At 67.0% G+C, this 22677-nt stretch carries 17 protein-coding genes, 1 tRNA gene and 1 other annotated feature; of the genes, 6 read left to right on the plus strand and 12 right to left on the minus strand.

What is annotated here, in order from left to right; genetic code table 11:
* Positions 1 to 42 precede the first annotated feature (42 nt).
* Positions 43 to 1347 carry an ABC transporter substrate-binding protein gene (locus ABIC29_RS15880; RefSeq protein ID WP_354246970.1) on the minus strand — a complete coding sequence of 435 codons (1305 nt, stop codon included), beginning with the start codon at positions 1345 to 1347 and terminating at the stop codon, positions 43 to 45.
* Positions 1348 to 1537: 190 nt separating this feature from the next.
* Between ABIC29_RS15880 and ABIC29_RS15885 the strand changes: the two genes are divergently transcribed.
* The gene (locus ABIC29_RS15885) at positions 1538 to 2605 is read left to right on the plus strand and encodes a LacI family DNA-binding transcriptional regulator (RefSeq protein WP_116085541.1); all 1068 of its coding nucleotides are present in this window, start codon (positions 1538 to 1540) and stop codon (positions 2603 to 2605) included.
* A 23-nt stretch (positions 2606 to 2628) separates the two neighbouring features.
* Positions 2629 to 3621, plus strand: coding sequence for a LysR family transcriptional regulator (locus tag ABIC29_RS15890; protein WP_116085392.1), 993 nt, complete (start codon positions 2629 to 2631; stop codon positions 3619 to 3621).
* Positions 3622 to 3697: 76 nt separating this feature from the next.
* Here ABIC29_RS15890 and hxlA read toward each other — a convergent pair whose 3' ends face one another.
* Together hxlA and hxlB are read right to left on the minus strand one after the other, a co-directional pair.
* Positions 3698 to 4321, minus strand: a complete 624-nt coding sequence (hxlA, locus tag ABIC29_RS15895) for a 3-hexulose-6-phosphate synthase (protein ID WP_116085395.1) — start codon at positions 4319 to 4321, stop codon at positions 3698 to 3700.
* A 59-nt stretch (positions 4322 to 4380) separates the two neighbouring features.
* Positions 4381 to 4959 carry a 6-phospho-3-hexuloisomerase gene (gene hxlB, locus ABIC29_RS15900; RefSeq protein WP_116085397.1) on the minus strand — a complete coding sequence of 193 codons (579 nt, stop codon included), beginning with the start codon at positions 4957 to 4959 and terminating at the stop codon, positions 4381 to 4383.
* Positions 4960 to 5059: 100 nt separating this feature from the next.
* Between hxlB and ABIC29_RS15905 the strand changes: the two genes are divergently transcribed.
* A complete protein-coding gene (locus tag ABIC29_RS15905) occupies positions 5060 to 5887 on the plus strand; it encodes a helix-turn-helix transcriptional regulator (protein WP_116085400.1) in 828 nt (275 codons plus the stop codon).
* Between the two features lie 16 nt (positions 5888 to 5903).
* Here the strand turns inward: ABIC29_RS15905 and ABIC29_RS15910 are convergent, their stop codons facing one another.
* The 4 genes from ABIC29_RS15910 to ABIC29_RS15925 all read right to left on the minus strand — a co-directional run bounded on the left by ABIC29_RS15910 (position 5904) and on the right by ABIC29_RS15925 (position 12192).
* Positions 5904 to 6473, minus strand: a complete 570-nt coding sequence (locus tag ABIC29_RS15910) for an NADPH-dependent FMN reductase (RefSeq protein WP_116085403.1) — start codon at positions 6471 to 6473, stop codon at positions 5904 to 5906.
* Positions 6474 to 6555: 82 nt separating this feature from the next.
* The gene (locus tag ABIC29_RS15915) at positions 6556 to 9009 is read right to left on the minus strand and encodes a beta-glucosidase family protein (protein WP_116085405.1); all 2454 of its coding nucleotides are present in this window, start codon (positions 9007 to 9009) and stop codon (positions 6556 to 6558) included.
* Between the two features lie 87 nt (positions 9010 to 9096).
* Positions 9097 to 10869 carry a glycoside hydrolase family 3 protein gene (locus ABIC29_RS15920; protein ID WP_354246978.1) on the minus strand — a complete coding sequence of 591 codons (1773 nt, stop codon included), beginning with the start codon at positions 10867 to 10869 and terminating at the stop codon, positions 9097 to 9099.
* Positions 10870 to 10896: 27 nt separating this feature from the next.
* On the minus strand, positions 10897 to 12192 hold the full coding sequence (locus ABIC29_RS15925; protein WP_116085410.1) for an MFS transporter: 1296 nt from the start codon (positions 12190 to 12192) through the stop codon (positions 10897 to 10899).
* Positions 12193 to 12298: 106 nt separating this feature from the next.
* Between ABIC29_RS15925 and ABIC29_RS15930 the strand changes: the two genes are divergently transcribed.
* On the plus strand, positions 12299 to 12982 hold the full coding sequence (locus ABIC29_RS15930) for a TetR/AcrR family transcriptional regulator (protein WP_116085412.1): 684 nt from the start codon (positions 12299 to 12301) through the stop codon (positions 12980 to 12982).
* 474 nt (positions 12983 to 13456) lie between these two features.
* On the opposite strand, the gene ABIC29_RS15935 is transcribed toward ABIC29_RS15930, so the two are convergent.
* The 3 genes from ABIC29_RS15935 to ABIC29_RS15945 all read right to left on the minus strand — a co-directional run bounded on the left by ABIC29_RS15935 (position 13457) and on the right by ABIC29_RS15945 (position 16931).
* Positions 13457 to 13684: a hypothetical protein gene (locus ABIC29_RS15935; protein WP_116085415.1), complete on the minus strand. Its 228-nt coding sequence runs from the start codon at positions 13682 to 13684 to the stop codon at positions 13457 to 13459.
* Positions 13685 to 14104: 420 nt separating this feature from the next.
* The gene (locus tag ABIC29_RS15940) at positions 14105 to 15961 is read right to left on the minus strand and encodes an RHS repeat-associated core domain-containing protein (protein WP_354246983.1); all 1857 of its coding nucleotides are present in this window, start codon (positions 15959 to 15961) and stop codon (positions 14105 to 14107) included.
* Positions 15962 to 16475: 514 nt separating this feature from the next.
* Entirely contained in the window at positions 16476 to 16931 is a 456-nt protein-coding gene (locus ABIC29_RS15945) for a hypothetical protein (RefSeq protein ID WP_354246986.1), read from the minus strand.
* A 516-nt stretch (positions 16932 to 17447) separates the two neighbouring features.
* Between ABIC29_RS15945 and ABIC29_RS15950 the strand changes: the two genes are divergently transcribed.
* Positions 17448 to 18694, plus strand: a protein-coding gene (locus ABIC29_RS15950; protein WP_354246989.1) for an IS3 family transposase whose coding sequence is annotated in 2 segments (ribosomal slippage) — positions 17448 to 17733 and positions 17733 to 18694 — 1248 coding nt in all. Because the reading frame shifts where the segments join, the coding sequence is not laid out codon by codon here.
* Positions 17720 to 17836: a sequence feature (AL1L pseudoknot), on the plus strand. It overlaps the preceding gene by 117 nt.
* Before the next feature lie 935 nt (positions 18695 to 19629).
* Here ABIC29_RS15950 and ABIC29_RS15955 read toward each other — a convergent pair.
* Positions 19630 to 21522: an RHS repeat-associated core domain-containing protein gene (locus tag ABIC29_RS15955; RefSeq protein WP_354246991.1), complete on the minus strand. Its 1893-nt coding sequence runs from the start codon at positions 21520 to 21522 to the stop codon at positions 19630 to 19632.
* A gap of 313 nt (positions 21523 to 21835) precedes the next feature.
* Positions 21836 to 21912: transfer RNA gene (locus ABIC29_RS15960), tRNA-Pro, on the minus strand.
* A gap of 253 nt (positions 21913 to 22165) precedes the next feature.
* Between ABIC29_RS15960 and ABIC29_RS15965 the strand changes: the two genes are divergently transcribed.
* On the plus strand, positions 22166 to 22669 hold the full coding sequence (locus tag ABIC29_RS15965) for a hypothetical protein (RefSeq protein WP_116085431.1): 504 nt from the start codon (positions 22166 to 22168) through the stop codon (positions 22667 to 22669).
* The last annotated feature ends 8 nt before the right edge of the window (positions 22670 to 22677 follow it).

Below are 22677 nucleotides of genomic sequence, written 5' to 3' on the forward strand. Positions count from 1 at the left end.
GGGTCGCGTGGGAACGCGACCCTCGGCCGGTTGGGGTCGGAGTTACTTCAGGTCCGCCTGGACCATCTCCATGAACTTCTCGGGCGTGATGGCGCCGGTCACGAGCTGCGACGCGTTGGTCTGGCTCGTCGTGGCCGCCTTCGCGTTGAAGAGCGCCTCGAACCAGAGCACGCTCTGCGTCGTCTCGTCGATGCGCTCCTGCACGGCCTGCGTGAGCGGCGGCAGGTCCTCCACGGGTTCGTTCACGGCGAAGCCGGTGATGACGCCCTGCTCGCTGAGCGAGGTCGAACCGAAGTTCTCGGCGAAGCAGCCGAGCCATGCGGAGACATCGTCGGTGTAGCTCGCCTCGGAGAGCGCGAGCGGCACCCCGACGTTCGCGGCGAGCTGGTCACGGCTGCCCGCGCCGCCCTCGACCTCGGGGAACGGCATGAATCCGATGTTCTCGGCGCCGATCTGGTTCTGGGCGGGGTCGTTGAAGTTCGCGAGGATCCAGCTGCCCATGTAGAACATGCCGGCTTCGCCGGTGAGGAACTGGTTGACGGCGGTCATGTAGTCGATCGAGCCGACCGACGGGCCGAAGTACCCTTCCTTGCCGAGGTCGGCGACAGCCGCCGCCGCTTCGACGTATTCGGGGTCGGTGAGCGAGGCCTCGCCGTCGATGACCTTCTGCAGGGCATCCGGGCCGATGGTGCGGAACAGGTAGTTGCCCACGAGGCGAGTGAGCGGCCAGCCGTCCTGGCCGTCGGCGGAGAACGCGGTGACGCCCGCGGCATTCAGCTTCGCCGCGGCATCCGTCAGCTCGTCCCACGTGGTCGGCTCGTCGATGCCGTTCTCGGCGAAGAGCTGCTTGTTGTACCAGATGCCCTCGACGTTGAACTCGGTCGGCAGCACGTAGACGTCGCCGCCGTAGAGGGCCTCGATGGTGGAGCGGGCTGCGGGGATGATCGCGTCGCTCTGGTCGAGCTCTTCGAGGGCCGCATCGACAACGACGAGCTTGCCGCCGTCGTTGAGGTCCTTGGCGACCTGCGGCGAGTTGCCGCTGGCGAAGAGCACGGGGAGCGCGTTCTGGCCGGCGAGCAGCTGGAGCTGCTGGTCGTAGCTGGCCTGCGGCTGGGTGGTGATGTCGAGCGGGAGCGCCTCGTTCTCGGCCGAGCAGCTGCCGGTGCTGAGCGAGGTCAGCGTGTCCTGGATGCTCGTGTTCTCAGCGAACGACAGGTACGTGAAGTCCGTCGGCGCCGCGGTGTCGCCGCCGCTGTCGCCCGAACAGGCGGTCAGCAGGAGCGCGGTCGCTCCCAATCCGGCGATGAGCGGAACGAAGCGTCGCGCTCGGTTGCGTGCTGTGGTCACAGTTCCTCCTTGAATGCGGCCGCGCCATCGAGTTGTAGCGCTGCAAGAGGATGCTAAGCGGACGCACAGCGCTCCGCCTCGGCTCAGCCGTGATTTCGGGCATGCGCATCCTGATACCCGCTATCGAACCCGCGAATACCCGCATCGTTGCGTGGCTTGGAACGCTGCAACGATCGCGTACGCTGTGCTCATGACGATCACCTCGACGACGAGTCCCGGCGGCCAGAGGGCATCCGGTGCGACGAGCACCGGAACCGCGGGCATCGCCGATGTCGCCTCCCTCGCCGGCGTCTCCCAGTCGACCGTGTCGAACGTCCTGAATCACCGCGAGCGGGTGGCCGCCGAGACGATCGACCGCGTCGAACGTGCCATCTCGATGCTGGGGTACGTGCCGAACGGGGCCGCTCGATCCCTCGCTGCCGGGCGCTCCAGATCCGTTGGACTCGTGCTCTCCGACCTCGGCAACTCGCTGTTCGTCGACATCGCTCGCGGCGCCGAGCGCGCCGCGGAGGAGCACGGGCTCTCGCTGCTCGTCGCAAATGCCGATGGTCGCCTCGAACGCGAGGATCGCTACGTCGACCTGTTCACGGAGTCCCGTGTGCTCGGCACACTGCTCACCCTCAACGACGAGTCCCACTACCGGGCGCTCGCCGCGCGGCGCGCGCGCGGCACGGTGCTCACGCTGCTCAATTTCCATGCCGATGCCGCCGCGTTCTGCAGCGCGTACTTCGACAACGAAGCCGGCGGCCGGCTGGCGACCCAGCATCTCCTGGACACCGGCCGCTCGCGGCTCGTCTTCGTCGGCGGCCCGAGCGCGCTGCAACCGGTCGCCGAGCGTCGGGAGGGCTTTCGGCGAACGCTCGCAGCAGCGGGCGTACGACCGGTCGACGAGCTCTCGCCCGAGGGCATCAATCGGGCCGACGGGTGGCAGGTCGGTCACGTCCTCGCTCCGAGGGTCGCCGCCGGTGAGATCGACGGCGTCGTCGCGGCATCCGACCTGCTCGCCGCCGGCATCGTGCAGGCGTTCACGGAGACCGCCGGACTCTCGGTCCCGACATCCGTGGGCGTGATCGGGTACGACAACAACCAAGCGGCGTGGGATGCACCGATCCCGATCTCCACGATCAGCCAACCGGGTGCTGAACTGGGCTACGCCGGGGTCGGGCTCCTCCTCGACGACATCGATTCCAGCGCGCACGAGCATCGTGCCGTTCGACTCGAACCCGCACTCGTGGTACGACGGAGCACAGGGCGATAGGAACCGGCGAAGGGACGACGTCGATGGAGACGGATGGATCGGGCGGATCGGCTGCCGGCGAGGCCGGGGCCGCCGGCGAACGCCATCGTGGTCCGATGCAGCTCGGCTCGATCGATCTCAACCTGCTCGTCCCGCTGCAGGCGCTGCTCGAGGAGAAAGGCGTCAGCCGGGCAGCCGACCGCCTGTTCATGAGTCAGCCCGCCCTCTCGGCGGCGCTCGCCCGGCTCCGTCGGCACTTCAATGACGAGCTCCTCGTCCGCTCGGGCAACACGTACGTCCTCAGCCCACTCGGGACGGAGCTCCTCGCCGAAGTCCAGGGAGCGACCGGCGTGCTCAGCAAGCTCTTCGGGACCCAGGCGGAATTCCGCCCGTCCGAGAGCCACCGGGAGTTCCGCTTGGTCGGCTCCGACTACGTCGCGGCGATCTTCGGCGCGCCGCTCGCCAGGGCGGTCGCGGCGGCCGCACCGCACACGCAGCTTCGGTTCGAGCACGTGCAGGACGCCGTCGTCGACAACGCGCCCGACTCGCTCCGCGACATCGACGGGCTCTTCCTCCCGCATGGCTACTTCGAGAATGCCGAGCACATCGACCTGTTCGTCGACCCATGGGCGTGCATCGTCGCGGCACCCGCAGATGGCGCCGAGCCGGCGGAGCTGACCGTCGACTCGCTCGGCATCCGCCCGTGGGCCGTCACCTACAGCGGCCGCACCGCCGTGACGAGCGCGACCCGCCAGCTGCTCACGCTCGGCGTGTATCCCCGAACGGAGGTCGTCACCCGCAGCTTCCTCACCTTGCCCGACATGGTCGCGGGCACCGACCGGGTGGCTTTCGTGCCGGAATCGCTCGCCCGGCGCTTCGCAGCCCGCTCGGACGTGGTCGTCGTGACGTCCCCGCTCGAGCTGCCCCTGATCCGGCACGCATTCTGGTGGAGCCCGACCCACGAGGAGGACGCGGGGCATCGATGGTTGCGGACGCAGATCGCCGCCGTAGCTGAGAGGATGCACGCCGACGCCTGATGGCTCCCATCGGGTCGGACGCCACCGAGACAGGGAGGCCGACCTCGCGCCGACCTCCCCCTTCGCAGCGCGCCTGCTAGACGATCGCGGCGCGGAGCGTCGCGGCTGCGGCGCCCACATCGGCTGCGCCGTAGATCGCCCCGCCGGCGACGGCGACTCGGGCGCCCGATGCCTGCACGGAGGCGATCGTCGAGGCGTTGATGCCGCCGGCGACCGAGAACGGCACACCCGAGGCCTCGCCATCGCGGAGCAGCGTCGAGAACGTGAAGCCCTCCTCGGCCTGCTCGTCGAGTCCCGCGTGCATCTCGACGAACTCGACCCCGAGGGCCACGACCTCCTTGGCGCGCGTCGGCTTGTCGACGACGCCGATCAGGTCGACGACGATGCCCTTGCCGTGCTTCTTCGCCGCCTTCACGGCGCCGACGATGGTGCTGTCACCCGCGGAGCCGAGCACGGTCACCAGGTCCGCGCCCGCGGCGAAGGCGATGTCGGCCTCGAGTTCGCCGGCATCCATCGTCTTCAAGTCGGCGAACACGACCTTGTCGGGATGTGCCGCCTTCACGGCGGTGATGGCGGAGAGGCCCGCGCTCTTGATCAGCGGGGTGCCGAGCTCGAGGATGTCGACGTGAGGCGCCGCGGCGGCGGCGAGCTCGAGTGCGGCCTCGGTGGTCAGCGTGTCCATGGCGAACTGCAGTTTCATCGTGTTCCTTCGTGTGCGGTTGGGTGGGTGGCGCGTGAGGTTTCTCGGGGTGGTGCGGCTCATTCGAGGTTCGCGTGCCTCGGCCACAGTTCGGCCGCGGTCGCGCCTGAACGCTGCCAGAGCGCATCGAAGACGGCATCGCCGACGATCACGACCGCCTGTTCGAACAGGCTGCCGGCGTATTGGGCGGATGCCGCACCTGACCGGTCGAGCTTGCCCGCAGCGGGCACCACGATCAGGGCGGTCGAGAGCTCGGCCAAGGGTGATTCCGGAGCGGTCGTGATCGCGGCGATGCGAGCGCCCACGGATGTCGCGACCTGCGCCGCACGGACGATGCCGTCCGTGGTGCCGGAGCCGCTCGCCGTGAGCAGCAGGTCGCCCGCCTGGATCGCCGGCGCCGTGACCTCGCCGACCACGTGCACGGGAAGTCCGAGGTGCATCAGGCGCATCGCCGTCATGCGCAACGCGAGGCCGGAGCGGCCCGCGCCCGCCACGAACACGCGCGGCGACGCGGCGATGAGGTCGGAGAATGCCGCCAGCGCGTCCGTCTCGGTGACGACGACTCGCTCAAGCAGCGTGTCGAGCTCCTGCCGAACTCGTCGGAGCGACGTGGCGACGGAGGCATCGATGAGGACCATGTCCCCATGGTCGCGTCGCAGCGAGCGAGATCACCCCACTCGTCCGCACGGTTCTGCCCATCCGAAAGGATGGCTGCTCCGGGATGGGTAGGTTGGTGCGATGGAATCGACCACCGACCTCCCCTCGCCGGCGTCGCGGCGCCTCGCCGCAGAGCATGCGGGCACGGTCGCCGAGCAGGCGGATCGGCACGCGATCGCACTCGAATCCATCCTCGCGATCCTGCGCTCCACCCGACTCGACGACCGCGGTGCGCGCACGATGGCCGCCGAAGTCGCGACGACGGCGCTCGTCGGCCTCCGGATGGCGACCGACGAGCAGCGGAGCAACCTGCTCGAGCCGGTGGTCGGCGCCTTCGCCCGGCTCCGCGTCGACCTGCATCCGCTCGTCAAGTATGGAGACCTCGATGTGCAGTTCGTCGAACCTCCGGCCACCGGCCGGGCCCTGCCCGGCGAGGTCGCGCACGCGGCGCGCGCCATCGTCCGCAGCACGGTGCTCGCCTTCGTCGACCAGGGCGAGACGCGCCGCGTGCGCATCCAGTGGGACTGCGACGGCCTCAACCTGCTCATCGGCATCCGCGATGACGGCAAGGGCGAACTCACCGCGCACGATGACTCGTTGCGTCCGATCGCCGAACGGGTCTCGGCGTTGAGCGGCGCCTTGGCAGTCTCCTCGACGCCGGGTTGGGGCTCCTCGCTCGACATCCGACTCCCCCTCGACCCGCCGGCCGAACCGGAGCCGCTCGCCGACGCTGTACCGCTCTCGGGTCGGGAACGCGACGTTCTGCGGCTCATCGTCGCCGGCGAACGCAACCGAGCGATCGCACGCCAGCTCGGCATCAGCGAGAACACGGTGAAGTTCCACGTCTCGAACCTCCTGCGCAAGGCCGGCGCCCGGAGCCGAGCCGAGCTGGCCGCCCTTGCTCGCTGATACGACGCCCGCGGGGTTACGGGCGCGGGATCACCGTCAGCACCCGTTCGACATGGGTCCTGAACTCCTCCATGAAGTTCGTCAGGAACTGCGCGGTGCTCTCGACGAGCACCTCGCCGTCATCGGCGAAGACCTCCGGCGTGAAGTGGATGTACGCCTCTGGCGCCGTCATCTGGCGGGCGTTCACGAAGCTGAGCACGGCACGCAGGCTCTGCTGGGCCACGGCCGTGCCGATCATCCCGATCGAGGCGCCGATCACGGCCGCGGGAATGTGGTCGAAGGAGTTCTGACCCCACGGCCGCGACGCCCAGTCGATCGCGTTCTTGAGCGCGCCCGGAATCGACCGGTTGTACTCGGGCGTGACGAACAGCACCGCATCGGATCGGCCGATCGCCTCCTTGAGCGCGATCGCCTCGGGTGGGTAGGCGTCGTCGTAGTCGGGACTGTAGAGGGGAAGGTCCCGGATGGGGATCTCCGTGAACTCCAGACCTTCCGGCGCGAGCCGGATGAGCGCTTTGGAAAGGGTTCGGTTGATGGATGTCGAAGAGAGACTGCCGACGAAATAGCCGACCTGATACGTGGTCATCGCGACTCCTTGGATTCGTTCCTGCGTCCGGTCGCAGCCTACGCGCGCACCGGACGAGCGGCATCCCCCGCCTCGAAGCCCGCTACTCGACGCTCACGCGGGCGAGGAAGCTGCGGTCCGCACCGACGTTCACGGTCTGGCCGGTGACCTCGACACGCGCCGACTGGCGCAGATCGTCGGATGCCGCGCCGAACGACACCTCGATCGCGCCGGGTTCGAAGACGAACCCGTCGTCCTCGAGGCCGATGTACGCGAGCTGGCTCAGGTCGAACTCGACCGTGACCCGCTTCGACTCCCCCGCAGCGAGCGCGACGCGCGCGAAGGCGACGAGCTGCTGAGCGGGGCGGGTGACGCCGCGGGCCCGGTCGGCGACATACGCCTGCACGACCTCTTCACCGCTCACCGCGCCGGTGTTGGTGATCGAGATCGTCGCCGAGACGGTTCCGGATGTCGTCACCGCGGCATCCGCCAGCGCAACCGAGCCGTACTCGAACGTCGTGTACGACAGGCCGTGCCCGAAGGCGTACAGGGGCGTGGCCGGCTGGTCCTGGTAGCCCTGGTGCATGTCGGTCTCGCTGCGCCGGTAGCCGGAACCGAGGTGCTGACCGCTGTGGATCGGGACCTGGCCCGACGTGCGCGGAATCGTGAAGGGCAGCTTTCCGCCGGGGTTGGCTGCACCGGTGAGGACGGATGCCAGGGCCCGGCCCTGCTCCGGCCCGCCGAAGTAGGCGGTCACGATCGCCGACACCGAGTCTTCGATCGAGCTGAGCGCGTAGGGGCGTCCCATCTGCACGACCGCGACGACGGGCTTGCCCGACCGGGCGGCCTCCTGCGCGAGGCGCACCTGGATGGCGGGCAGGTCGATGTCCGCCGTGTCCACGCCTTCGCCCTCGGTGCCGCCGACCGCCCCGGCCAGCCACGACGATCGCCCGCCGAGCGCGAGCACGATCACGTCCGCGTCCGCGGCGGCGCGGAGCGCGTCGGCCGGGTCCCAGTCCTCATCGCGGAGCGGGGTGACGACGGACGCGATCTCGGCCGCCGGCAGCGCGTCGCGCAGCGCATCCGTCAGCGACCGCGCACCGTATGCGCCGCGCACGACCGCTTCGAGGTCGATCGACATGAACGCCGCCATCGCCTCGGCCGCTTCGGCGGCGACATCGTCCGGCACGTCGGTCGGTGCGTCCACGCCGGCCATGTTCCCCATGCCGCCGGACATCATGACCTTCATGAGCTCGATCCCGGCAGGCTGCGTGTAGGCCGCGAAGGCCGTGTACGCCGATTCGGCGTGGGGTCCGAGCACGGCGATGCGGCGCGACGCTGAGGAGAGCGGCAGCACGTCGCCGTCGTTCTTGAGCAGGGTGACCGACTGGTTCGTGAGGGTGACGGCGAGCTCGCCGCCGCGCCCGGCGACCTCGCTGATCTCGATCGGGTCCTCGCTGGCGTACGGGTGCTCGAAGAGGCCGAGAGCGAACTTGTCCCGCAGCGCGCGATGCACGGCCTCGTCGAGCCTGCTCTCGGCGATACGACCGTCGCGCACTGCACCCGCCAGGACCGGCCCGTAGGCGTACGGGTTGGGGAGCTCGACGTCGAGGCCCGCCGCGAGTGCAAGGGCGGCCGCTTCGACCTTGTCCTCGGCGACCTCGTTGCGCTCGACGAGCATCTGGGTGGTCATGTAGTCCGACACCACGGTGCCGGTGAATCCCAGCTCGTCGCGCAGCAGCCCTCGCAGGATCGCCGGGGATGCCGCGACCGGAACGCCGTCGACAGTGGAGTACGAGTTCATCACCGAGGCGAGGTTCGCGAGCCGGATCGCCGCTTCGAACGGGCGGGCGTAGACCTCGCGGAGTTCGCGTCGCGTCACCGCGGTGCCGGCCATGTTCTGGCCGGCCTCGGTCACCGAGTAGCCGAGGAAGTGCTTGGCCGTCGCGATCACGCCCGAGTCGAGGTCATCGCCCTGCAGCCCGCGGATGAAGGCGACACCGAACGCGGTCGCGAGGTACGGGTCTTCGCCGTAGGTCTCGTGCACGCGACCCCAGCGCGCGTCGCGCGCGACGTCGAGCACCGGCGAGAGCGCCTGGGTGAGTCCGACCGTACGCATCTGGTGGCGGATGAGCTCGGCCATCTCCTCGACGGCGTCGGGGTTCCAGGTCGCCGCGAGGGCGATCGCGGTGGGGAACGAGGTGAAGCCCGGAGCGACGACGCCGTTCAGCGCCTCGTTGTGGAAGATGGCCGGGATGCCGGCGCGGGTGTTCTCGACGAGGTATCGCTGCAGCGCGTTGACCGATGCGGCGACCTGCGGAGCGCTCTGCGAGCCGAACATGCCGATCCCCGAGACGTGGCCGATGCCGCCGCCGAGCGCCTGCTCCACCGCGGCCGGCACGATTCCCTGCGGGCCGACGAGTCCGAACGGCATGATGCCGACGAGCTGCTGCGCCTTCTCCTCGACCGTCAGCTGGGCGGCGAGGCGCGAGGCGCGCTCGTCGGGAGTGCCGGCGGTCGGGATTTCGACGCGCTCCTGGGTCTGGGTGGCTTCCATGGTGAATTCGTCCTTCTCTGGTGAGAACGGCGCGCGCGTGGTGGGCACTCGCCGAATGCCGCGCACCGGTGAGGCGCGGCCGTCTGGTCAGTCGGTGTAGCCCAGGCCGTGGCCGAAGCGGAAGGTGGGCGACTCAGTGTCGAACGGGGTGTCTTCACGGCTGTCGCGCACGGCGTCCATCGACGACGGAAGGTCGAAGGGCAGCCTGCCCTGCGGCGTCGCGCGGCCGGTCAGCACGTCGAGGCGCGCGGCATCCGATGCCCCGTAGTCGGCGATGATCGCGGCGGCGCAGTCGACGAGGTCGCCCAGGACCGCTGCGCGGTCGAGGGTGATGTCGATCACGGTCGGGACCGACTCGCAGATGCCCCGCAGGCGCGCCTGCTCCTCGGGGGTGAACTCGAGGGATCCGGCGTGGAAGAACAGCTCGAATCCGGGCCCGCGGGGCTCGAACGGAGCGGAGAGATGGAGGACGGCGAGATCGGCCTCCTCGACGGAGTCGACCCTGGTCCAGTCTGCTTCACTCGAGATGTCGATGTTCTCGGCGTACACCTTGACCGCGCCGGTGATCGGCAGGGTGGGCACACCGTCGCGCTCGGTGTTGCTGAGCAGCGTCATCGAGGCGCGCTGGGCCGCCGCGCCCTCGGCGACGAAGCTGTCGTTGCCGGCGATCGTGACCGCCTGCTCCTCGTCGGCGAGGGGGTGCTCGAACAGGCCGAGCTCGATCTTCTGCGTGAGGAGGCGCACCACGGACTCGTCGAGTCGCGACTCCGGCACCCGTCCGAGCCGCACCGCGGTGACGAGCTCCTCGGTGCACATCTCTCCGCCGAACTGGTCGACGCCTGCGTCGAGGAGGCGCACGATGCGCTCTTGGCGGGTCTTCGTCTCGAGGCCCCACGCCTTGGCGGGCATCGGGGCGCCGAGGATCTCGATGTCCGTCAGCAGTCCGAAATCCGTGCAGACGACACCGTCGAAGCCGAGCTGCGTGCGCAGCAGGTCGGTGACGATCGCCTTGTTGAAGGCGAACCCGACCTCTTCGTACTCGGTGCCGACCGGCATGCCGTAATAGGGCATCATCGAGGCGACGCCGGCATCGATGGCCGCGATGAACGGCGCGAGGTGGGAGCGGAAGTTGCCTCCCGGGTACACCTGTTCCTTGCCGTAGGTGAAGTGCGGGTCCTCGCCGTCCTTCTGGGGGCCGCCGCCCGGGAAGTGCTTCGCCATCGCCGAGACGGAGGAGGAGCCGAGCTTCTCCCCCTGCAGGCCACGGACGTAAGCCGCCGCCAACTCGGTGGTCAGCCCGGCATCTTCGCCGAACGTCGCACCCGCCCGAGCCCAGCGGGGCTCGGTCGCGACGTCGATCTGAGGATGCAGGGCCGACCGGAGTCCGACCGAGACGTACTCCTGGCGCACGATGTCGGCGAACCGCTCGACCAGTTCCGGGGAGCGCAGGGCCGCCAGGCCGATGCTCTCCGGCCACAGCGAGAACATGCTCGACAGCGCGGATGCCGCGGGGTTGTCGACGAATCCGTGGCGCGGATCGGTCGAGAAGGTGATCGGAATCCCCAGGCCCGAGCGCAGCGCGAGTTCCTGCGCGGAGTTGACCCACTGGGCGAACTCGCGCGAGTCGTTCGCGTCGCCGATCACGTACAGGTGCGTGAGTCGGTGATTGATCGCGAGCGACGCCAGCGACGGCAGCCCGAACATCGTGTTCGGCTCGTCCACGGGGCCGACCGACACGATCGAGAGGAACATCGTTCCGGCCTTGTCCTCGATGGACATCCGGCTGACGAGGTCCCGGGCCCTGGCCGCGGGGGCCAATGTCGGGTCCTGGTACGGGAAGCGCGCGCTTGCGTCGGGCATGGGGATTCCTTTCAGAGGGATGTCAGGTCAGCGAACGCCGCGGATCCGGAAGACGAGGGCGCCTCCGACTCCCGCGACGAGGCCGGCGAAGACGAACCACAGCAGGTAGCCGGCGCCGAACAGGCTCTGCCCGATCGGGATGATCAAGACGCCGGCGATGAGGGGGACGACCATCGCGGGCAGGGTGTTCGCGATGTTGAGCACGCCGAGGTCCTTCGCGGTGTTCTCGGGGTCGGGGAGCACGTCGATGCACAGCGCCTGGTCGACCGCGAAGAAGAGGCCGCCGCCGATGCCGATGAATGCCTCGGCGACGAGGATGGCCACGAGGCCGGCGCTGTCGCCGAACGCGTGCGAGAACCCGAGCAGGATGATGCCCACCGCGAGCAGGATTCCGCCGAGCGCGACGAAGATGCGGCGGCGGCCCATCTTGTCGGAGAGCTTGCCGCCGATGATGCTGACGACGATGAGGAAGACGGTCGACACCATCGTGGCCGTCAGGTTGAACGACAGCTGTTCGGTGATCGACATGCCGTATGAAGTGGCGAGGAACAGCGTGAGGTAGGCCGCGACACTGCCGTAGCCGAACATGATCATGGCCTTGGTGAGCCAGGCCCAGCCGAGGTCGGGGTGCTTCTTCGGGTTGAACCAGAACGTCTTGAGCAGGTTCAAGACCGACATCCGCTCCTCGCGACGCTCGGTGCGGACCTTGTCCTTCAGCACGAAGGCGAAGACGAGGCCGAGCACGAGGCCGACCGTCGCGGGGATGACCGCGCGGAGGAAGTCGTTGGGGAACGCGTTCAGCGAGATGGCGCCGGCGAGGATCGCGACGGGGGTGGCCGCGCCGACGAGGCCGGACACGAAGCCGCGGCGGTGCTCGGGCACCTGATCCGCCAGGGTGGCCGACTCCGCGGCCTGCGCGAAGTTGCTGAACAGCTGCGCGCCGCACCAGCCGATGAGCAGCACCCACATGTTCGGGGCGATGCCGACGACCAGGAAGGAGAGGAAGGTCCCGACGACGCCGGTGATGATCCACGGGCGGCGCATGCCGAACCGTGACATCGTCGCGTCCGACAGGCGGCCGGCGATCGGCTGGGACACGAGCGCGAACAGCGAACCGACGGCGGTCACGATGCCGAGCTGCACCGGGACCTGGTCGAGGCTGACGAGTCCCTGCAGCTTGACCGACAGTCCGCCGAGGATCGGGGTGAGGATCGCGAAGTACAGGCCGAAGGCCGCGAGCGCGAAGGTGGGCGTATAGCCGCGAGGTTCCTTGCCGGGCCGATCGACGGCGAACGGCGCGGGGGCCGCCGTGGTTTGTGACATTGCGTGACTCCTTCGTCATGATGACTCGTCATCCTATTTGTAGGAGACGACGACAAAAGGCAATGTAGCATGAAAAACCTACATCGATGTCGGTATTGGAGGACGTTTGTCGACAGGCAACTACGCGAAGGGGCTGCGGCGGCGGGACGCGATCGTCGAGGCGGCGACCGAGGTGTTCGCACGAGCCGGTTTCGATGGAGCGTCGATCGTCGAGATCGCGGCGGATGTCGGCATCTCGCGCGCCGGTCTGCTCCATCACTTCGAGTCGAAGGAAGAGTTGCTGATGGCGGTGCTCGATCAGCGCGAGGCATCGGACCGCCAGGTCTTCCTCGCCAGCGGCTCGCGCCGTGAGGGCGGAATCGGCGTCCTTCGAGGGATGGTGCGCCTCGCGCAGCGCAACGAGGAGCGCCCCGGCCTCGTGCGTCTCTACGTCGCGCTCAGTGCGGAAGCGACAGCCCACGACCATCCCGCCCACAGGTACTTCGTGGAGCACTACACCCGGATCCTCGAGGGAACGACCCACGCTTTGCGGAGCGCCAGGGAGTTGGGCGCCCTCCGGCCGGAGATCGACCCGGATCGATTCGCCACCGACCTCGTCGCCCTGCAGGACGGCCTGCAACTCCAGTGGCTGTTGAGGCCGGAGCGCGCACGAATCGCAGCACCGCTCGAGGCGTTCATCCAATCCGCGCTCACCCGCGACCTCTGGGCGATCGTCCCCGACGTGGATTCAGGGGTCGATCGGCCTCGGGGCGTGACCACCTCCGACTCGAACCCACCGCTCGAGGGCTGATCGCAACGACGGCTCCGCCGTCGTGAACGCGCCTCGGAGATCGGCGCGCTTCTGCGCGGCGGTGGCCAGCGAGACGAGCATCAGAACGGGTATCCGCCGTGCTCGCTGCTCGTCGTCGTCGGCGCCTCGCAGCCACTCCGTGACTCGTCACGCTCGCCGGCTGAACACCGCACGCGGCTCCTGCAGGACAGAAAGCCCCGGCGAGAATCACTTCTCACCGGGGCTTTCATGCTGGTCGGGCTGACAGGATTTGAACCTGCGACCCCTTGGAAGATCTAGCCCGTCTCGGGATGCCTCCGGATGCCTCGGGAACTCGCGGATTCCCTCGTGATGACAGGGGAACCGGGCGGTTCGACAGTTCCGAGTGTACGCGGACGATGCCGGAGGTTCACGGCTGATTTCGATGGGAAAGAGGTGAGCAAGCGCGATTCAGTCGAATCCAGGGTCATCAATATCGTCTTGGACAGCGAGTCATCAATACCTTCCGCAGACCCCCTGGTCAGCTGCCCGAACGCGTCTTACCCGGTCAGCCATCAGCACGTTGTCGACGGTCACCGTCTCGACCTGCCCGTCGACGTTGTACGTCAACACCGTCACGATCCCGACACCACCGGGCGGCGTCACCGTGGACGTCGTCGCCTGACCGAGGAGGTTGTACCCTGTCGTCGTGACCGTGCCCCACACATCCGGGTAGTTGGCCATGCGCCCCGGCCTCGATCGTGCGGACGCGCTACGTGTCCGCACGAGCTGCGCGGAGTATCGCCTGGCGCGTGTCCCTTCCGACCGACGCAACACCAGGACCGCGGATTACGACGCCGGTGCCCGGGTCAATCTCAGGAACAGAGTGAATCCCAATGCGCGACGTCGTGTAGCCCGCCGCAGTCTCTCTCCTGGAGGCTCTCGTTGTTAGTAGGGCGATCGGCCACATCGCGACGAACGCCATCAGAAAGACGATGCAGACTGCCACGACCAAGGGGTTCTGAAGGACCTGTCCACTCACGGTCATGGCAATAATGAGCACGATTGGCAGCATTATCAACAGAACAACGTCGATCAGAATTATGCCAAGGCAGGCCCATACCGAAAGTCCGGGTACTGTTCCGCCGGAACTCGGACTATCCATCAGCGCGTCCAATCTTCAAACTGCTGACCGTAACCGACTACGTTACCCAATGTTCCTGACATCGTCGCCAGTCCGTTGGTTGCTGCATCAGCGGACCTTCGTGCAATACGAGTGGTGCCGGCCACCCGCATGCCAAGGCCGATCATCTTCCCAGCACCCCCGATCCCAAGCGTTGCAACACCGATCCCGCAGCCGACAGCATCGCCTGAAATGCAGTCAACCGCCGTCGCGGCGACTCCAGTAACCGCTGCCGCCGCCAATAAAGCGGGAGCCGCCGGTCCCGCGAAGATTGCCGCCGCAAAAAGCACGAGGCTCGCTGTCGACAGGATCGTGCTTGTCAATTGCCAATCGACTCGACCGAGACCACTGCCACCACGATTGCCGCCACTGTCGCATCCGCAACCTGCACCCCGTGCCGACACGGATCGGCTGATAGGAACAGCAAGCTGACGACCAATCTGTTGAGACGATTGGGCCTTGTAGTAGTTCGCGTTGCAGCTCTTCGACCCGCAGTCTTGGCGCTCTCCGCTGAGGTCGGTCTTGTTGATGGGGTCGGCTGGGTAGTCGTAGTTGTTCGTCACGCCGCCTTCGACGGGATCGACTTCGAGGAACCTGCCCAACGCGGGCACGTACTGGCGGGCGCCCATCTCGATCGTCATGATCGACCCGGCATGCTCGGTGAGTTTGCGATGCGTGCCGAGCCATCCCCAGTCCGCATCCCCCTCGAGAGTGTTCGGGCCCGCATCATCCGCCGCGAGCGTCCCGATCCGACCCGTCACCGGGTCGACCGGTTGCCCGAACGGGTCGTAGCGGAACACCCCGACACTCCGGGTGCCGGCAGCATCCGCCGTCACCGTGACATCCCCATGCATGTTCGGATACGACCACGACTGCGACGCCCCCGTCCTGGACACCGTGACCCCGCCAGGCAGGCCGACGAAGGACTGCACGACGCCATTCGCCCCATCCAGGAGCAGGGCAGGGCTGTCACCTCCGCCGGTGAACCCGTACCGGGTCACGAGGGTCTCCGGGTTCTGCCCGGCCGGGGTCTCGGTGCGCTGCACGATCCGGCCCGTGACATCCCGCAGATACTCGATCGTGGGACCGCCAGCGACCGTGGTCTTCACATGCTGGTCGGACACGTCGTACCCGAGGGCCTGGTCCGCGAGGGTGGTCGTGTTCCCATGCGCGTCGTACGCCAGCTGTACCGCCGTGATGCCCGCCGCGACCGGTGACACACCAGGACCGGCAGGGATGCCGGTCACCGCGGTTGACGTCAACCGGTCGGGCTGGTCGTAGCAGTAGGCCGTCGACACCGGACTGCCCCCATCGGGCAGATCAGTGGAAGAGGTCCGGTTGCCGTTCAACCCGGCACCGGTGTTCACCCCGCACCCGCCGGTCGAAGCGAAGCCGTACGACAGGGTGTGGCCCGGGATGATCGCGGACACCAGACGCCCCGCACCATCGAACCCATACCGCGAGTTCAACGGTGCCGACGAGCCGTCGGTGAGGGTGTTCGCCACGATCCGGCCGGACTGGGAACGGAATACCGAATCAGACACGGTTGCCTGCCCGTTAGGGAACTGCCAGGACATGCCCGTCAACGCGCCCGCCGGGTTTCGTTGCAGACCGGCCAGGGCCGAATCGTTCGCGACATAAGTCACGCCGGCGAGCTGCCCGAACGCGTCGTACGTCGGATCGGCCATCAGTACCTCGTCCACGGTGACGGTCTCGACCTGCCCGTCGGTGTTGTACTTCAGCTTGGTCTTGATGCCGGTACCGCCGGGAGGTGTCGCCGTGGACGTGGTCGCTTGACGGAGGAGGTTGTACTCGGAGATTGTGACCGTGCCCCACAAGAAGGGCCACTCTTCCGCGGCCGCTGCATCCCGACCCCTTGAGTTTCGGCGACCCTCCGGCGTTCGGGACGGATTTGAACCTGCGACCCGCCGACTTGCAGGTCAAATCCCGCCCACGGGCGACGACCTGAACGCCCAACTTAGCGAGCTCGTAGACCGCCCACTCCCCCGGAATCACGCGGATCCGCCGACGCCAGCCCGCTCGGTGGCGTCGATTCCGGTCGTCGACGATTGTTCGTCGAGGCGATTTGGACGAGGCCATCAGAAACAGAAGAAGTCCCGGCGAGAAATAGCTTCTCACCGGGACTTTTTCACATGGTCGGGCTGACAGGATTTGAACCTGCGACCCCTTGGAGATTCCAACTCCTTTCGGGGTTGCCTCCGGATGTCTCGGAAACTCGCGGATTCCCTCGTGTTGATTGGGGAACCGGGCGGTTCGACAATTCCGAGTGTACGCGGACGATGCCGGACGTTCACGGGTGATTTCGATGCGAAAGCGGTGGGCGAGTGCGATTCAGTCGAATCCGTTGTCGCCCTCCCAGCGAGAACCCATACCTTCAGCGTTCGCCCGAAGAGCATCCTCGATTGCCGGAAGGCTCCGGCGTGCTGTCGATTTTCGCATCGCAGTGGCCGGGAACAAGCGATCTTCGCGACCGATTGCTAACCCGAGCACGCTGACGTGGCGGCTCATGAGATCACCGTCCGCCCATCGGTTGAAGTAGCCGGAGTATTCGCCAATGAGGATTTCGGCAATGTCACCATGCTCGATGCGATACATCCGCAGCCAGGACACGATTCGAATCCCTGTGCCCTCGATCCAGACTCCGAGCATCAATGAACGAACGGCGAGCAAAAGCACCGGGAGTGCGGCAGCAATTGCGCCAGCCGAGACGCCCCCTGTCGCCGCAACGCCGAACGCGATTGCTATGCCGAAACAGGACGCCAACATGAGGCCGACGGCCCGCGCCACTTCCCCTGCGCCGCGAACACGGCGCTTCCCGGCCGTCCCTCTCGCTACCATGCGATGCTCCGCCCTCCGCGTCCTTGAACGTATGCGCGTGATATTGCTGCGCTCTTGCGAGTGAAGATGCTCGACACCGCTGAAGTGATGCCGAACCCAATCATGTTCTCTGCCGCGGTTCTTACGATGTTCGTCCGGCGGAGATACTGCGTTGTCAATTCCCGCCGCGCAAGCGTCTCTATCCGGCGTCCAGCGGACGAGGCAATCGAAATTGCGGCTTCGCGCGCTACCGCCTTTACGGCGACCTTCAGGACTTGTCCAGCCGCACCTGCTCCGAGCATGCCGATCGCAGCTGCGCCAGCCTCGACGTATCTACCCTGCGCCAGGTAGAGTCCCGTTTCCAGTGCCGCGCACGCAGCACCAATGGGCCCGACAATGAAACCACATGCCAAGAATGCCGTTTGGCCAAGCGCAGAGTGAATCGGCCTGACTTTCGTTCCGTTCTTCAAGCAAGGATGGAACACGATGAACAGGAAGTACTCGCCGAAGATGCGTGAGCGGGCGCTCAGGATGCTCGCGGAGGCACGCCCGGAGCACGCGAACATGATGAGCGCGGTGCGTCACGTCGCGGGGCTGTTGGGAATGAGTGCGGAAACGCTGCGGCTCTGGCAGCGCCGATACGAAGTCGACGCGGGCGTGAAGCCCGGATTGACGACGGACGCGGCCGCCGAGATCAAGCGACTGCAGAAAGAAGTCGCCGAACTGCGGAAGGCGAACGAGATCCTCAAAGCTGCGAGCGTGTTTTTCGCGAAGGAGCTCGACCGCCCCTGACCGAGATGATCCGGTTCATCGACGTGCACCGGGATCGTTTCGGGGTCGAGCTCATCTGCCGTGTCCTTCGGCCGGCAGTCCAGGGCTTCATCACATCGCGCGGGTACCGGGCCGCGGCCGGTCGTCCACCCTCGTCCCGGCAACTGCGCGACGACCTGCTGGTGCCGGAAGTCGCCCGACTGCACGCGGAGAACTACGGCGTGTACGGCCGTCGGAAGATGCACGCACTGATGCGCCGCCAGGGCTGGAGCATCGGCCGTGACCAGACCGAACGACTCATGCGCCTGGCGGGCGTACGCGGCGTGAAGAAGTCCAAGCGCGTGTTCACGACTCGCAACGACAAGACCGCAGTGCTTCCCAGGGATCTCGTGAATCGTCGCTTCACGGCCGACGCGCCACGACGATTGTGGGTCTGCGACATCACGTACGTCGCGACGTGGTCCGGGTTCGCGTACGTCGCGTTCGTCGCGTTCGTCACCGACGTGTACTCGCGCCGGATCGTCGGATGGAACGTCGCCGCGACCCTGAAAACCGAGGTCCTGCCGCTGCAGGCGTTGGACATGGCCGCATGGGACGCCGGCGGCGACCTGACCGGGCTGACGCATCACTCGGACCACGGGTCGAACTACATGGCGATGGTCTACACCGACCGGATCGTCGAACTCGGCGCCGTCCCGTCGACCGGAACGGTCGGCGACAGTTACGACAACGCCCTGGCCGAGGCGATCAACAACCTCTACAAGACCGAACTGATCCGTCAGCGCGGCCCGTGGAGAACCGTCGAGCAGGTCGAGCTCGCGACCCTCGAGTACGTGTGGTGGTGGAACAACCAGCGACTCCACGGCGAGCTCGACATGCGCACCCCGATCGAGGTCGAGCAGGCGTACTACGCTGACCTGGAATCAGCCCACCCGGCACCTGCCAGACAAGGCTCCCGATAGGAACGAAAGTCAGGCCGATTCAGTCCCGGCCTGTCATGGTGGTCCTGAATGAAGTTGACAAAGCCAAACAACACCGGGTCGGCAGTCGACCTTGGCTCCTCGACGTGGAAGGTCCGTGTCGTCGGCCGCTGAACAACGACGGATGCCCCCTCTTCACCTTCGGGTGGGGAGGGGGTCATTCGTCGTGCCAGGCCGCTCGTCCGACCATGTCCTGCCTGACTCGGGAGTTCACAGGCCGTTCAGGCGATGCCGCCGTACCAACAGTTCCGCAGGTTGAGTGCACTCATCGATACGAATCTCGCCTGCCACCGAGGTGGAGGCCGGATCAGCTGCTGACCGCCGACCCAGTACACCGTTCCTCGGACAGACCACTCAAGTCCCGAGTATTGATGCTCCCAGCCGAAGGTGCCGACGACGAGAGGCTTCGGCTGTACCCCACGTCGATCTCGTACCGAGCGTAAAGGTGTACTCTCCCTCCGCGCCCGAAGCTTCCAATGCGTAGTAGTGATAGCCCCATATCTTCTGCGCGGCCAGTGCAACGCGCGACACTCGAGTCAGTTGCTGAGAAGTAGGGCCCGCACCGTAATCCACCCATGCGGTGATCGCTCGATCTGATACCACGAGAGCAACAATGCCATTCTCTGGCGCAAGACGAGCGTACTCGACGCGAGCTTTTGGATCCTCGGCTCTGATTTGCCGCGCCGCTCGACGTGCATCTCGGCTTGCAACATAACCGATAAGGCTCGCCGTACCCGAACCTCCGATCAACACCACGGCGCTGATTGCGAGAAACGTGAACAGTGGTCTGACGTCTCCGGTTGTGACTGCATCGAGGACTGTCCTAGTCGCGGCCAGAGCAAAGAAGCTACCGCCGACCACGTAGATGCCCAGCATACGAGCTCGCGCGCGGGCTGCGCTCGATCTGATTTCAACCTTCATTCGAACACCGGCTCTCCCCACCAATTGTCGACCTCTGGGGCCCATGTCCCAGCTGCCGTAGCTAGATCGTCGGTGAACCCAATCCATCCAAACGCAACGCCGGAAACGGAGACTGCTGATGTGGCGACATGCTTGCCGGAGTACGCCAGGCTGTTTCCAAATCCGAGCGTAGTAACCGCCACCGCACCGCCGATAAGGCACGACCGCGTATTCCAGTCTGCCATGCACGACAACGCAGCGGAGGTGATTCCTCCAGCCGCACTCGCAAACGCAACTGCAGGTCCGAGGATCGGGACCCTACCGAGCACAATGCTCCCGAGACCCGCCCAACCGCTGATGTTGCCGATGCCATTTGCCGCCGATTGTGCTCGTGCCTTCGTCTGTTTCGCGAGGGCATTCTTGTACCCGACGTTCTCGTTCAACGCACCACATACGCCCGGATTCACGTAGGGTCCGCAGAAGCCCTTTCCCACCTTCTGGCGATGATTTCCGCGCGAGCACGCACCACAATCCTGCATTTGCCCTGAAAGGTCGAGTTTGTTGATCGGGTCTGCTGGGTAGTCGTAGTTGTTCGTCACGCCGCCTTCAACGGGATCGACTTCGAGGAACCGGCCCAGCGCGGGCACGTACTGGCGGGCGCCCATCTCGATCGTGTGGATCGATCCGGCGTGTTCGGTGAGTTTGCGGTGCGTGCCGAGCCACCCCCAGTCCGCATCCCCCTCGAGGGTGTTCGGGCCTGAGTCATCGGCAACCGGGGTGCCGATCTGCCCGGTGGCCGGGTCGACGGGTTGGCCGAACGGGTCGTACCGGAAGACCCCGACGCTGCGGATGCCGGCAGCATCCGCCGTGACCGTGACATCCCCGTGGATGTTCGGATACGACCACGACTGCGACGCCCCCGTCCTGGACACCGTGACCCCGCCAGGCAGGCCGACGAAGGACTGCACGACGCCATTCGCCCCATCCATGAGCAGGGCAGAGCCATCGCCATCACCGGTGAACCCGTACCGGGTCACGAGGGTCTCCGGGTTCTGCCCGGCCGGGGTCTCGGTGCGCTGCACGATCCGGCCCGTGACATCCCGCAGATACTCGATCGTGGGACCGCCCGCGACCGTGGTCTTCACGTGCTGGTCGGACACGTCGTAGCCGAGGGTCTGGTCCGCGAGGGTGGTCGTGTTCCCGTGCGCGTCGTACGCCAGCTGTGTCGCCGTGATGCCGGCCGCGACCGGTGACAGACCAGGGCCGGCAGGGATGCCGGTCACCGTGGTTGACGTCAACCGGTCGGTCTGGTCGTAGCAGTAGGCCGTCGACACCGGGCTGCCCCCATCGGGCAGGTCCGTGAACGAGGTCCGGTTGCCGTTCAACCCGGCACCGGTGTTCACCCCGCACCCGCCGGTCGAATCGAAGCCGTACGTCAGTGTGTGGCCCGGGATGATCGCGGACACCAGACGTCCCGCACCATCGAACCCGTACCGCGAGTTCAACGGTGCCGACGAGCCGTCAGTGAGGGTGTTCGCCACGATCCGGCCGGACTGGGAACGGAACACCGTATCCGACACGCCCGCCTGGCTATTCGGGAACAGCCACGACATTCCGGTCAGCGCCCCGGCTGGGTTTCGTTGCAGATCCGCCAGGCTCGAGCCGTTCGCGTACGTCACACCCGTCAACTGCCCGAAGGAGTCGTACGCCGGATCCGCCAACTGCGTGTCGTCGATGCTGACGGTCTCGACTTGGCCGTCTGGGTTGTAGGTCAGCTCGGTCACCGTGGCGGCACCGCCGGGCGGGGTCACGATGGATGTGGAGGCCTGGCCGAGGAGGTTGTACCCGGTGGTCGTGACCGTACCCCAGACGTCGGTGTACGAGACGATCCGGCCGAGGAGGTCGGTCACGGTCGTGATCGCACCGGCCGGATCCTCGGCACGACCGGTCAACGGGTCACCGCCGACGGCGGCCTCGAGTTATTGAACCTGCGACCCGCCGCAATGCAGATCAAATCACGCCGACTCGCGATGGCCTGAGCGCCCTGCTCAGCGAGCTCGTAGAGCGCCCACTCCCCGGAATCACGCGGATCCACGGGGCCAGCCGCCCGCGCGCGCGTCGAGTCCGGTCATATCCGGTTCTTCGTCGAACCGACCACGACAACGCCGTCGGAAAAGAGAAAAGCCCCGGCGAGAAATAGCTTCTCACCGGGACTTTTCATGCTGGTCGGGCTGACAGGATTTGAACCTGCGACCCCTTGACCCCCAGTCAAGTGCGCTACCAAGCTGCGCCACAGCCCGCCGCTCCCGAACTCGTCGGAGGCAACTTGACCATCATAGCGGCATCCGAAGGGGTGCTCGAACACACGAGGGCACCACAGGCCCACCACGAGGGCACCACGGGCACACCACGCGGCCTCCGCCGGCGCGACAGGACCAGATCGGCGCGCATATCCGATTCATAGCTGTTTCCCCTAGGCTCGTCGAAGTCGCCTTCGACGGCGTCGTGCCCGTTTGTCGGGAACCGTCCCTGCCCCCTCTCCGAAGGAATCTCGTGTCGAACAACGCCACCGCCCCCAAGCCGTCCACGCTGAACCTGCCCATCATCCTGCTGTGGGTCGTCGCGGTCGCGGTGACCGTCGCCGGCGCACTGCTCCTGATCACCGGCAACGCGGCGCAGGTCGAGTTCTACACGACGCAGGGCTCCGACTACGCGACGTACCTCAACAACATCTCCATGTCGACGATCGGCGGGCTGCTGCTGGCCGCCGGCGTCGTCGGCCTGCTGATCGCCCTCGCGACCCACGCACGCAACCGGGCCGCCGTGATCCAGGCCCAGGCCGCCGCCGCCGAGTTCGAGGCCGTGTTCGGCGACCTCGACGACGAGGACTTCGAAGAGCTCGACCTCGTGGTCGACGAGTCCGACGTCGAGGTTCCCGTCGATGCGCCCGCACCGGCCGCTGCGGCCCCGGCTGCCGAGCCGGTCGCCCCCGCCGAGCCCGTCGCCCCCGCCGCGCAGCCCGAGGCGCCGAGCACGCCCGAGGCGCCCAAGGCCTGACGAGCGCA

The organism is Agromyces sp. PvR057, assembly GCF_040547485.1.
In the GTDB taxonomy this organism is placed as follows: domain Bacteria; phylum Actinomycetota; class Actinomycetes; order Actinomycetales; family Microbacteriaceae; genus Agromyces.